The organism is Methylobacterium sp. J-118, from assembly GCF_057836565.1.
Map to the genome: position 1 here is coordinate 3954937 of NZ_JBYQFA010000001.1, position 12284 is coordinate 3967220.

Genomic DNA, 12284 nt, shown 5'->3' on the forward strand with positions numbered 1-12284 from the left:
ATCAGCGATGAATGCCACGCCCGCCACCGACGAGCTTCTGTTCACCACGGACGAGGCCGGCATCGCCCGGATCGTGCTGAACCGGCCCCAGGCCCGCAACGCGATGACCTTCGCGATGTACCAGGGCCTGATCACCTGCTGCGACGCGATCTCCGCGGACCCGGCCGTCAAGGCGCTGATCATCACCGGCGCCGGCGACAAGGCCTTCGCGGCCGGCACCGACATCGCCCAGTTCCGCAGCTTCAACACCGCCGAGGACGCGCTGGGCTACGAGCGGTTCATGGACCGGGTGCTCGGCACCCTGGAGCGCCTGCGCGTGCCGACCATCGCGGCGATCGCCGGGGCCTGCACCGGGGGAGGGGCCGCCATCGCGGCGGCCTGCGACCTGCGGATCGCCACCCGGGACGCCCGCTTCGGCTTCCCGATCGCCCGGACGCTGGGCAATTGCCTCAGCCTGGGCAACCTCAAGCGGCTCTCCGGGCTGATCGGACCGGCCCGGGTCAAGGACATCATCTTCACCGCCCGCCTCGTCGGGGCCGAGGAGGCCCTGGCTATCGGCCTCGTGGGCGAGGTGGTCGACGACCGCACGGCGCTCACCGAGCGGGTCGATACCCTGGCGCAGCTGCTGGCCGGGCACGCGCCGTTGACCATGCAGGCCACCAAGGAGGGGCTGCGCCGGCTCGCCGAGGAGGAACCCGCCGCCGACGGGGCGCCGCATCCGGGCGATGACCTGATCCTGATGTGCTACATGAGCCAGGATTTCCGCGAGGGCATGGAGGCCTTCCTCGGCAAGCGCTCCCCGGCCTGGACCGGGCGCTGAGCATGGCGCCGCCGCCACCAATAAGTTGAAGGTGGCGCGGCGTGAGGCTAAGTTAGATAGGCGCACCGAGAAGCGGCCCTTTGGCGATGGCGGTCTCCACGTTCCCCCGTACCCGATCGACCAAGACTGGCGAGCGCAAGACCGCCGGGCGGAAGCACGTGCCGGAGGCTGTCGTGAGGGCCGAGACCGCACGGCGGGATTTCGAGCGCATTGCCGGTCTGATCGCTGCCGCCGGGCCGCTGGCACCGGGCACCGAAGCCATGAGCGACCTTGAGATGCTTGAGGTGGCCACCGCGCTCGCAACCGCCAGGACGTGACGGCAAGCGCCGGTTCTGCCGCCGGCGGTCGAGAACCGCGGCGCGCGGTTCTGCGTGTCTGCCTGGATGTGAATGTTTGGATCGCCTACCTGCTGGCTCTCCAACAAGGCCGCGTCGGCACGGTGCCTATGCGCCTCGTCGCGATGGTTCAGGCCGGTGCCGCAGGGACCATCCCACTTCAACTGATGGTGTCGCAGGAAATGCTCGGCACCCTGGAACACGTATTGAAGCGGCTCGGATTGCCGGACCACCTTGCCGAAGGGTTTCCCCAGGCGATCGATGGACTGATGCGGGTCGGCCCGGAGAAGCTCGATCCGGCCTTGCTCACGGCCGGGCGCGATCAACTCGCCATGAGGGATCGCGAGGATGCGGGCGTGCTGGCCTTCTGCATGGCTGATCGCGTGAATCTTTTGGTCACCGATAATCTGGCGGACTTCCTGACAAACGATACCGAACGCCGTGAGACGCAGCTTGTCACCCGGACGAATGGGATCACCCGCCAGCTCTTCGTCCTGCTCCACGAGCGGGTCGATGGGGTTTCGCTTGCCGTGGCTCACCCGATCGATGCTGTCGCGTGGCTCGCCGCCGACTTTTGGCCAGATCTGGCCTCTCTGCGGCAACGCTATCCTTGACCATCCGCTCTGGCCGATCGCCGCGATGGATCGGCTATGCGGCCCGGATATCACCGCAAAGCCGCGTCACGTCGCGACACGACGTGTGACCCTCGCAAGTCGCCGATCACCCATACCCCTGCTGGTCATCGACCCAAACGGCCCCGGCCAGCGCGGCCATGAGGCCGTCCGCGATCCGCAGCATCAAGGCCGCCGCGGATCGTGTGGGTCTGCCCTCGGACAGCCGTCGCGCTAACGCGTGCTGGCGAGGAGCCAGTCCGGCAGCCACAGGGCGATGCCCGGCACCAGGCACAGGATCAGGATCGCCACCGCCATCAGCAGCACGAAGGGCAGGGTGCCCCAGATGATGTCCGAGAGCGGGATGTCCGGGGCGATGTTCTTGATGACGAAGATGTTGAGCCCCACCGGCGGGTGGATCAGACCCATCTCCATAGTGATGGTCATCACCACGCCGAACCACAGGAGGTCGAAGCCCGCGGCCTTCAGCGGCGGCAGAATGATCGGCGCGGTCATCAGGATGATCGAGACCGGCGGCAGGAAGAAGCCGAGTACGATCACCAGCGCCAGGATCGTGACCAGCAGCAGCCACGGCGACAGCTGCATGGCGACGATCGCCGACGCCGCCGATTGCGAGATGTGCAGGTAGCTCATCACGTAGGCGTAGAGCAGCGACATGCCGATGATCAGCATCAGCATGGTTGATTCGCGCAGCGTCGCGATCAGGATCGGGCTGACGTCCCGGAACCGCCAGACGCCGTAGATCGCGGCGATCAGCGCGAGCGCCAGCAATCCGCCGAGGCCCGCCGTCTCCGAGGGCGTGGCGTAGCCGCCGTAGAGGGCCACCATCACGCCGGTCAGCAGGATCACGAAGGGCAGCACCCGGGGCAGCGTCGAGAAGCGCTGCGCCATGCTGTACTGGTCGTCCGCCAGGATCGGGGAGGCCGGCCCGCCGCGCTCCAGGGCCGTCTTGGCCGCCGCGTATTCCGAGCGGAAGCGGACCATCGCCCACGCCGCGAACAGGCTCACGAGCAGCAGCCCCGGCCCGATCCCGGCCAGGAACAGGCGGCCGAGCGACTGCTCGGAGGCGACCGCGTACAGGATCATGGTGATCGAGGGCGGAAGCAGGATCCCGAGGGTGCCGCCGGCCGCGATGATCCCGGCGGCGAAGCCCGGCGAGTAGCCGCGCTTGCGCATCTCCGGGATGCCCGCCGAGCCGATCGCCGAGCAGGTGGCCGGGCTCGAGCCCGCCATGGCGGCGAACAGCGCGCAGGCGAAGACGTTGGCGATGCCGAGGCCGCCGGGGATGCGGTGCATCCAGGCATGCATGGCCGAGTAGAGATCCTGGCCGGCCCGGGACCGCCCGATCGCCGCGCCCTTGAGGATGAACAGCGGGATCGACAGCAGCGTGATCGAGGCCATCTCCTCGTAGACGTTCTGCGCCACCGTATCGAGGGAGGCGCCCGGCATGAACGCCACCATGAAGGCGAGGGCGACGAAGCCCAACGCGAACGCGATGGGGATGCCCGCGAGCATCGCCCCGAGGGTGGCGCCCGCGTAGAGGACGCCGATCGCCGCCGTGCTCATCGCTCGACCTTCGCGGTCAGAGTCTGCCCCATCGGATCGGGCCCCCGGGGTGAGACCGCGGGGGCGTCGTGCATGTCGCGGTTGATGTCGGCCCCGAGACCGATCTTGGGCTTGGCCCATCCGGCGGCCCGCGGGCCGTAGGCCAGGGCCTCGGCGATCTGGAGCGCCAGTTGCAGGCACAGGAGACTCATGCCGACCGCCATGAGGGTGTAGGGGATCCAGAGCGGCGGACCCCAGGTCGATTGTGAGGTCTGGCCGTCGACCCAGGCCTCGTGGTCGAGCGACCAGCTCTTCCAGGCGAAGAACAGGCAGAAGGCGAGGCTGACCATGTCGGCGAACAGCAGCCGGACCCGGTTGACCGCCGGCGACAGCAGGCCGGTCAGCGCCTCGATCGCCACGTGTCCGCGCTTGGCCTGGACGCCGGCGGCCGACAGGAAGGTGGCCCCGATGATCAGGAACACCGCCATCTCGTCCTGCCACTCCGTCGGCTCCTTCAGCACGTAGCGGACGACGACGCTGTGGGTGAGCACGAGGCAGGCGCCGACGAGGCAGAGGCCGCCGAGCCCAAGGATGACCCGGTTCAGCACCCCCATCGTGCGGTCGAACAGGCCGAGCAGGCCGGGCACGCGTGGCGCATCGGCGGCGCGCGCCTCCGGTCCCGCCGTGGCCGCGTCGAAAGCGTGGCTCACGCGACCTGCTCCGCGAGCTTCAGCAGCTCGGCGCAATTGGCGTTCCGGCCGGCATAATCCTTCCAGGCGGTGGTCTTGGCCAATTCGCGCCACTGGCCGAGCGAGGTCTCGTCGAGCTGCGAGACCTTGGCGCCGGCCTTCGAGAAGATCTCCTCGACGCGGGTGTCGTCCTCCTTGGCGCCCGCCTGCCCGAAGGCTTCGAGTTCGCCGCCCACCGCCAGGATCAGGTCCTGCTGGTCCTTCGGCAGACCGGAGAACACGATCTTCGACATCATGATCGGTTCGAGCATGAACCAGTACGACCGCTCGCGCCCCGAGGTCAGCGCCTTGGACAGTTCCTCCAGGCGGAAGGAGATCAGGCTCGTCGAGGAGGTGATCACCGCATCGCAGGCCCCGGTCTGCATCGCCGCGTAGGATTCGTTCGACGGGATGGAGAGGGTGGCGGCGCCCGCCTCCTTCATCATCATGTCCATCTCCCGCGATCCGCCGCGGACCTTCATGCCCCTGGCATCGGCCGGCGAGACGAGGGGCCGCTCGCGGCTGGCGACGCCCCCGGCCTGCCAGACCCAGGAGACCAGAACGATCCCCTTGGCGTCGAGGATCTCGGCGAGCTTGCGCCCCACCGGCGCCGACTTCCAGGACAGCGCCTGGGGATAGGAGGTCACGAGGGCCGGCATCAGGCCGATGTTCAGTTCCGGAACCTCGCCGCCGGCGTAGGGGCTCGGATACAGCGACATGTCGAGGGCGCCCTTGCGCATCGCGCCGAACTGGGCGTTCGTCTTCATCAGCGACGACCCGGGATAGACCTGGACTTCGAGGGCGCCCTTCGAGCGCTCGGCCACCGTCTGAGCGAACTTCCGGCACATGCGGTCGCGGAAGTCACCGTCCTCGATGGTCCCGCCCGGGAACTGGTGCGACAGCTTCAGCGTGGTCGCCGCCAGCGCCGATCCCAGGCCGAACCGCAGGATGGCAGGTGTCGCGAGAGTAGTCGCGATCAGCGAACGACGAGTCAGCGTCATGTGGCTCTCCCGCACCGCAAGCATCGCGGCGATGTTTTTGTGCGTCGCACAAACACGACACCGTGTATGCATGAAGAACATCCATGTATACTTTGTCAATCCACAAGCATACGTCTATCGGCGTCCGCCGGGCAGCCGCTGCGCGTCCGGCTGCTCCGCTGGGGAGGGGAAACGGAAGGATGAGCCACGCCCAGCGTCTGAAGCAGCGGATCGAGGACGAGATCGTCTCGGGGGAACTCGCCCTCGGGGCTCGACTCGACGAGAATCAGCTCGCGACGCGGTTCGGCGTATCGCGCACGCCGATCCGGGAAGCGCTGCTGCAACTGGCCGTCACCGGGCTCGTCCAGACGAAGCCGCGCCGGGGGGCGATCGTGAGCGCGCCGGAGCCGCACCTGCTGCTCGCCATGTTCGAGACCATGGCGGAGATCGAGGCGGCCTGCGGACGGCTCGCGGCCCGGCGCTTCACCCCCGACGATGCCACCGCCCTCCAGGACGCCCTGTCGGGCTGCCGTGCCGCCATGGCGGAGGCGGATGCGGAGGCCTACTACGCCGAGAATTACGTGTTCCACACCGTCGTGTATCGGGCGAGCCACAACGCCTTCCTGGCCGATCAGGCGCTGTCGCTGCACCGTCGGCTGGCCCCGTATCGCCGCCTGCAACTGCGGGTGCGTCAGCGCCTGCCGCAATCCCTGGCCGAGCACGAGGCGATCGTGGCCGCCATCGTGGCTGGCGACGCATCGCAGGCTGCCGAGGCGCTGCGCAACCACGTCCTCGTGCAGGGTGACCGCTTCACCGATCTCGTCGCCGGCTTGCGAGCGCCGAATGCCGCCTGATCCGGACCGCGCCTGCACCGCATGCGCGTGGGAGTCCCGCGGTGTCCGTCCGGCCTGGCGCCGTCAGACGGCCTCGACCGCCCCGTAATTGGCCGCGATCACCGGCTTCTTGCCCCGGATGTGTTCGCGCATGAGGGTCGCCAGCGCGGTGCCGTCCCGCGTCCGGAGCAGCGCGATCATGCGTTCATGCTCGGAGACCGCGCGGGCCCATTGATCCGGGGTCTGATGGGCCGAGTAGCGCGAGCGCTGGATCCGGCCGGACAGGCTCTCGTAGATGTTCGCCAGCACCGCGTTCCGGCTGGCCGCCATGATGGCTTCGTGGATCCGGCGGTTGTGGCTGAAATAGCCCGCCTCGTCGCCCGCCTTCCAGGCCGCCACCATCGCCTCGTGATCGACCGCGATGGCGTCGATCTCGCCATCGCCGATCGTGCGGCAGGCCAGGTCGCCTGCCGTCGCCTCGAGGCCGGCGATCACCTCCATCATCTCCTCCAGCTCGGTGTCGGAGATGCTGGCGACCCGCGCGCCGCGGTTCGGGAGCAGTTCGAGGAGGCCTTCCGTGGCCAGGATCTTGATCGCCTCGCGCAGGGGCGTCCGCGAGATGCCGAAGCGCTCCGTCAATTCGCCCTCGTTGATCCGCGCCTTCGGCTCCATCTCGCCGGACCGGATCAATTCGCGCATCCGATCCGCCACTTCGTCGTGAAGATAACGGCGGCTGATGCCGATCCCGGGTTCGATCTTGTTCATGGTCCCCCGACACGGGCAGGTCTGAGCGACCCGCTGTCCATGTGTAGGTGTCCGGCAATTCAGTGTCGAGGCACGAGCGCTCGATCCAGAACGCGGACCACATGTTCCGCCTGAATACCCAGCCCGTCGTGGATCTGATGTCGGCAGCTCGTGCCATCGGCCACCACGAGATCGCCCGGGGCCGCCGCACGCAGCGCCGGGAACAGCGACAGTTCGGCCATGGCGAAGGACGTCTCGATCGATTCCGGCCGGTACCCGAAGGCCCCGGCCATGCCGCAGCAGCTCGACTCGATCACCCGCAGGTCGAGACCGGGCACCGACCGCAGGACCGTCTCCACCGAGCCCATCAGGCCGAAGGACTTCTGGTGGCAATGCCCGTGCAGATGGGCCACGCGGCCACCCTGATGCGCCAGCGGGAGTTCGATCCGCCCGGCGGCGAGATCGGCGGCCAGCAGCTCCTCGATCAGCACGGATTGCCGGGCCAGCAGGGCCGCGTCGGCGCCGGGCAGGAGCGTCGCGAATTCGTCCCGGAAGGTGAGGAGGCAGGACGGCTCCAGGCCGACCAGCCGCGCCCCGGCCCGGACGAAGGGCAGCAGCGTGTCGAGGGTCCGCCGGGCCTCCTGCCGGGCCCGGTCGGTCTGGCCGGAGGCGAGCCAGGTCCGGCCGCAGCAGAGCGGGCGCCGGCCGCGCGCCGGGAAGACGCGGTGCAGGCGATAGCCCGCGGCCCGCAGCACGCGCTCGGCGGCCTCCAGATTCTCCCGCTCGAAGGCGCGGTTGAAGGTGTCGCCGAACAGGATCACGTCGCGGAAGTCCCCGGCGACGTCGCCCGGATGGGCGGCCTCGCCCTGCTCGCGCCAGGGCCGGCGCCAGCGCGGCAGCGAGCGCCTGGCCGACAGCCCGGCCACCCGCTCCGACAGCCTGGCGAGCGCGGGGAGTCGATCGCGCAGGTTGAGGAGCGGCGCGAGCCGGGCGGCGGCCCCGGCGTAGAGCGGCATCAGGGCGATCAGGCGCTCGCGCAGCGGCAGCCCGTGCCGGGCGTGGTAATGGTGCAGGAACTCGATCTTCATCTTGGCCATGTCGACGCCGGTGGGGCATTCCCGCCGGCAGGCTTTGCAGGAGACGCAGAGATCGAGGGTCCGCTTCATCTCCGGGCTGGTGAAGGCGTCCGCGCCGAGCTGCCCCGAGATCGCCAGGCGCAGGGAATTGGCGCGGCCCCGGGTCAGGTGCTGCTCCTCGCGGGTCACCCGATAGGACGGGCACATGGCCCCGCCGACGAGCTTCCGGCAGGTCCCGTTGTTGTTGCACATCTCCACGGCGGCGCCGAAGCCGCCCCAGTCCGACCAGTCGAGGGCGGTCTTTACCGGCTGCGTCGCGGCGTAGTCGGGCTTGAACCGGAACAGCGACCGGTCGTCCATAATCAGCGGCCGGACGATCTTGCCGGGATTGAGCCGGTTTTCCGGATCGAAATCGTCCTTAACCGTCTCGAAGGCCCGGGCCAGGATCGGCCCGAACAGGGGCGCGATGTATTCGGAGCGCGAGATGCCGTCGCCGTGCTCGCCGGAATAGGAGCCCTTGTACCGGCGCACCAGTTCGGAGGTCTCCTCCGCGATGGCGCGCATCCGGCGCACGTCGCCGCCGTCCTTCATGTTCAGGATCGGGCGCACGTGCAGGCAGCCCACCGAGGCGTGCGCGTACCATGTCCCGCGGGTGCCGTGCTTGGTGAAGACCTCCGTGACCGCGTCCGTGTAATCGGCGAGATGCTCCAACGGCACCGCGCAATCCTCGATGAACGAGACCGGCTTCGCGTCGCCCTTCATCGACATCATGATGTTGAGGCAGGCCTCGCGGACCTCCCAGACCGATTTCTGGCGGGCCGGCTCCACGACCTCCACGACCGCGTCGGGATAGCCGTGATCGGCCATGCAGGCGGTCAGCCGCTTCAGGTCGCGGGTGAGGGCGGCGCGGTCGTCGCCGGCGAATTCCGTGAGCAGCAGGCAGTTCGGCCGGCCCCGGGTGATGTCGGCCAGGGTTGTGCGGAACAGGGGAATGTCGGCCCCGAGCACCAGGACGTTGTTGTCCACCAGCTCGACCGCCACCGGGTCCAGGGCCACGATATGCCGCGTGGTCTCCATGGCGGCCCGGAAGGACGGGAAATGGCAGACCCCCATCACCCGGTGTGCCGGGAGGCGCGACAGCTTCAGCGTCACCGCGGTGGTCGCCGCGAGGGTCCCCTCGGACCCCACCAGCAGGTGCGCGAGGTTGGGCCGCGCCTCGACCAGCGCGTCGAGATTGTAGCCGCCCACGCGGCGCTGCACCTTCGGGTAGCGCGCCGCGATCTCGTCCCGGTGCCCGTCGGCGAGGGCGCGCATGCGCTCGGCCAGGGCCTGAATCCGGCCCGAACCGGTCACCCCCGATCCGGCATTGCCGGTGAGCCCGAAGCCGAAGGCCTCGCCGTCGTGCAGCAGCGCCTCCAGGGCGAGGACGTTGTCGCTCATCTTGCCGTAGCGCAGGGAGCGGGCGCCGCAGGAATTGTTGCCGGCCATGCCGCCGATGGTGCAGCGGGTGGCCGTGGACGGCTCCACGGGGAAGAACCATCCGTCGGCCTTCACACGGGCGTTCAAGCGCTCCAGGACCATGCCGGGCTCGACCGTGATCGTGCCGGCCTCCGGATCGTAGGCCAGCACGCCGTTGAAATGCCGGGCGCAATCGACCACGAGGCCGGAGCCGATCGGCTGGCCGTTCTGAGATGTGCCACCGCCGCGCAGGATCACCGGCGCGCCGTAATCGGCGGCGATCCGCAGGGTGGCGGCAATGTCGGCCGCCGAGCGCGGCAAAACCACGCCCGCCGGCATGATCTGATAGATCGACGCGTCGGTGCTGTAGCGGCCACGGGTGAGGGCGTCGAAGCGCGCCTCACCCTGCAGTTGCTCGGCCAGCCGGCGCGCCAGGCCGGCATCCAGGCGCGCCGCCGCGCGCGGCGCCGTCGCGATCTGCGCCCTCGTTCCCGTCACGGCCGCGTCCTCCCGGGGTGGTTCGATTCCACCTGCGGCTGATTGTATTCAAAATTCAGCCGTTCGGGAATCGCCTTCGCACGCCTGCGCGATTCCGGCGCGGGCTTTGGCCGTCGCGGTCGTGCATTCAGGACAACATCCGCGTGTCACCATCGATCGAGATCGCCTGGCCCGAGATGGTCCGGCCGCGGGGCGAGCAGAGGAGCAGGATCTGGTCGGCAAGCTGGCGGGCGGTGACGTAATCCTTGACCGACACGAACGAGAAGGCGCGCGCCTCCATCTCGGAAAAGCTCGTTCCCTGCTGCTGCGCCTTCGCCTCCAGCACCCGCCGCTGGCGATCGCCGGCGACGAGTCCGGGCAGGATCGCGTTCACCCGGATCCCGTCCCCACCGAGTTCGATGGCCAGCGATTTGGTGAAGCCGATCACCCCCCATTTGGCCGCCGCGTAGGGGCTGCGCAGGGCGAAGCCGAACTTGCCGGCGGCCGAGGACAGGTTGACGATCGAGGCGTTGGCGCTCTGCCGCAGATGCGGCACCGCGAGCCGGGCGCAATTGAACTGGCTGGTCAGGCACACGGTGAGGCACTGATCCCACGCCTCGGGGGCGATCTCCTCCACCCGGCCGGTCGGTCCGGCGATGCCGGCATTGTTGATGAGCACATCGAGGCCGCCGAGATGCGCGACCGCCGCCGTCATCATCGCCGCGACGGCGTCCCGGTCGGCCACGTCGGTGCGGCAGCGGCCGACATTCGCCGGCAGCCCGTCCAGCGCCTCCGGGTCGATGTCGCAGGCGAAGACTTGGGCGCCTTCCTCCAGAAACGCGTCGACGAGCGCCCGCCCGATCCCCGCGGCGCCCGCCGTGATCAGAACCCGCAGGCCGGCGATACCGAGATCCATGGTCACTCCTCCCCGTGCACGTCCCGCAGGCCGCCGCGGGACAGGATGAAATCAGCCGCCTCGCGGATGTCCGCCGCGATGGCGGCGGCAGCCGCCGGGCCGTCCCGCGCCGCGATGGCGGCCAGCGCCTCGGCATGCCGCCGGAGCGCAAAACCCTGGCGCAGCCGCTCCGGGCAGCCGCGCAGGTCCAGATTGATGACCGGGCCCGCCTTCAGCCAGAGGCGGCCGATGATCTCCCGCAGGGGGGCGAGCCCGCAGGCGCCGTAGATCGCGAAATGCAGGTCGCGATTGCGTTGGACGGCCTTGGACACGTCGGCGTGCGGTGATTCGGCCTCGGCCCGGAACGCCGCCTCGGCTCGCCGGATCGCGTCGAGTTCGGTCTCGGTCCGGCGCTCCGCAGATCGGGCCGCCGCGATCCCCTCCACGGCGATGCGCGTCTCGGCGAGCGCCCGGAACGCACCGGCACTCATGATCGGCACCCGAATGGCCCGCGCCGGTGACACCTCCAGCACGCCCTCGGCCACGAGGCGGCTCACTGCCTCCCGGACCGGCATCACCGAGACGCCGAACGCCGCCGCACTCCGGCGCAGGGACAGCCGGTCGCCGGGGGCGAGCCGCCCGGAGGCGAGCAGGTCCGACAGCGCCGCGTAGGCGGTGCCCGACAGGGTCTGGCGTTCCAGCTGCGGGAGATCGGCCAGGGCCGCCGGTGAGTCCATGATCGGAGACTAGACGAAACCCGCGCGGTGCCGATAGTGATCTGTGATCACAGCACGTGGCGCGCCAACGCCGTTCGGCGGGGTCCTGGGAGGGCTGTCATGACCGAGAGCGTCGCGATCGTGGGCGCCGGCCTGATCGGGCGGGCTTGGGCGATGATCTTCGCCCGCGCCGGGTGGGATGTGCGCCTGTTCGACGCCGCCGACGACGTGGCCCCGCGTGCGATCCCGCTCTGCGTCGAGGGGCTGCACACGCTGGCGGCGCACGGGCTCTGTTCCGACCCGGAGACGGCCGGGCGACGGATCCGGGCCGTCGCGTCCCTCTCGGAATGCCTCGACGGCGTCGGCTTCGTCCAGGAGAACGGGCCGGAACGGCTTGACGTGAGGCAGGCCCTGTTCGCCAAGCTGGACGCGCTGGCGCCGGGGGAGGCGGTCATCGCCTCGTCCTCCTCGGCGATCCGCTGCTCGCTGTTCACGGAAGGGTTGCCCGGCCGCGGGCGCTGCCTGATCGGCCATCCGGTGAACCCGCCGCATCTGATCCCGCTGGTGGAGATCTCCGGCGCCCCCTGGACCGCGCCGGAGGCCCTGGCCCGGGCGCGGGCGGTCTACGAGGCGATCGGCCAGGTACCGATCACCGTGCTCAAGGAGATCGAGGGCTTCATCCTCAACCGGCTTCAGGGGGCCCTGCTGGCGGAGGCCTTCCGCCTCGCCGCGGAGGGCTACGTGACCCCGCAGGACCTCGACAAGACCGTCTCGGACGGGCTCGGCCTGCGCTGGAGCTTCATGGGGCCGTTCGAGACCATCGAGCTGAACGCGCCGGGCGGGATCGCCGACTACTGCGCCCGCTATACCGACTTCTACAAGCGCCTCGCGGCCGATCCGGCGCCCCCCTCGGTCTACGCGGTGGACGCCACCGCGGCGATCCTGGCGCATTGGCCGGCGCCCGGCGACCTGCCCGCCCGCATGGGGCGCCGGGACGCAAAACTCGCGGCGCTCCGCGCCCACAAGATGCAGCAGAGGGACTGAG

Annotated in this window: 12 protein-coding genes; 5 read left to right on the top strand and 7 right to left on the bottom strand. The window is 69.7% G+C overall.

Translation table 11 applies throughout. The annotated features are described in order from the left end of the window. The first annotated feature begins 7 nt into the window (after nt 1-7). From AC3IF3_RS19205 to AC3IF3_RS19215, 3 genes are all read left to right on the top strand, one after another. Nucleotides 8-820, top strand: coding sequence for an enoyl-CoA hydratase/isomerase family protein (locus AC3IF3_RS19205; protein ID WP_489229922.1), 813 nt, complete (start codon nt 8-10; stop codon nt 818-820). 173 nt (nt 821-993) lie between these two features. After that, complete coding sequence (locus AC3IF3_RS19210; RefSeq protein WP_243973920.1) at nt 994-1137, top strand: hypothetical protein; 144 nt, start codon at nt 994-996, stop codon at nt 1135-1137. Next, complete coding sequence (locus AC3IF3_RS19215; RefSeq protein ID WP_489229923.1) at nt 1134-1769, top strand: PIN domain-containing protein; 636 nt, start codon at nt 1134-1136, stop codon at nt 1767-1769. Before AC3IF3_RS19210 ends, AC3IF3_RS19215 begins: the two co-directional genes overlap by 4 nt. A gap of 231 nt (nt 1770-2000) precedes the next feature. Here AC3IF3_RS19215 and AC3IF3_RS19220 read toward each other — a convergent pair whose 3' ends face one another. From AC3IF3_RS19220 to dctP, 3 genes are read right to left on the bottom strand one after another with little or no spacing between them, the layout of a single operon-like run. Next, the gene (locus AC3IF3_RS19220; protein ID WP_489229924.1) at nt 2001-3353 is read right to left on the bottom strand and encodes a TRAP transporter large permease; all 1353 of its coding nucleotides are present in this window, start codon (nt 3351-3353) and stop codon (nt 2001-2003) included. Next, the gene (locus tag AC3IF3_RS19225; RefSeq protein WP_489229925.1) at nt 3350-4042 is read right to left on the bottom strand and encodes a TRAP transporter small permease; all 693 of its coding nucleotides are present in this window, start codon (nt 4040-4042) and stop codon (nt 3350-3352) included. The genes AC3IF3_RS19220 and AC3IF3_RS19225 overlap by 4 nt, the downstream gene beginning before the upstream one ends. Next, entirely contained in the window at nt 4039-5061 is a 1023-nt protein-coding gene (gene dctP, locus AC3IF3_RS19230; protein WP_489229926.1) for a TRAP transporter substrate-binding protein DctP, read from the bottom strand. Before dctP ends, AC3IF3_RS19225 begins: the two co-directional genes overlap by 4 nt. A gap of 179 nt (nt 5062-5240) precedes the next feature. Between dctP and AC3IF3_RS19235 the strand changes: the two genes are divergently transcribed. Then, on the top strand, nt 5241-5894 hold the full coding sequence (locus AC3IF3_RS19235; protein ID WP_489229927.1) for a GntR family transcriptional regulator: 654 nt from the start codon (nt 5241-5243) through the stop codon (nt 5892-5894). 63 nt (nt 5895-5957) lie between these two features. Here the strand turns inward: AC3IF3_RS19235 and AC3IF3_RS19240 are convergent, their stop codons facing one another. The 4 genes from AC3IF3_RS19240 to AC3IF3_RS19255 form a co-directional block, all read right to left on the bottom strand. Continuing rightward, the gene (locus AC3IF3_RS19240; RefSeq protein ID WP_489229928.1) at nt 5958-6638 is read right to left on the bottom strand and encodes a GntR family transcriptional regulator; all 681 of its coding nucleotides are present in this window, start codon (nt 6636-6638) and stop codon (nt 5958-5960) included. A gap of 59 nt (nt 6639-6697) precedes the next feature. Next, nucleotides 6698-9649, bottom strand: a complete 2952-nt coding sequence (locus tag AC3IF3_RS19245) for an FAD-binding and (Fe-S)-binding domain-containing protein (protein ID WP_489229929.1) — start codon at nt 9647-9649, stop codon at nt 6698-6700. Nucleotides 9650-9776: 127 nt separating this feature from the next. Continuing rightward, the gene (locus AC3IF3_RS19250) at nt 9777-10544 is read right to left on the bottom strand and encodes an SDR family oxidoreductase (RefSeq protein ID WP_489229930.1); all 768 of its coding nucleotides are present in this window, start codon (nt 10542-10544) and stop codon (nt 9777-9779) included. A gap of 2 nt (nt 10545-10546) precedes the next feature. Continuing rightward, nucleotides 10547-11260: a GntR family transcriptional regulator gene (locus AC3IF3_RS19255; protein ID WP_489229931.1), complete on the bottom strand. Its 714-nt coding sequence runs from the start codon at nt 11258-11260 to the stop codon at nt 10547-10549. Between the two features lie 99 nt (nt 11261-11359). Between AC3IF3_RS19255 and AC3IF3_RS19260 the strand changes: the two genes are divergently transcribed. Next, nucleotides 11360-12283 carry a 3-hydroxyacyl-CoA dehydrogenase gene (locus AC3IF3_RS19260; RefSeq protein ID WP_489229932.1) on the top strand — a complete coding sequence of 308 codons (924 nt, stop codon included), beginning with the start codon at nt 11360-11362 and terminating at the stop codon, nt 12281-12283. Nucleotide 12284 lies beyond the last annotated feature (1 nt).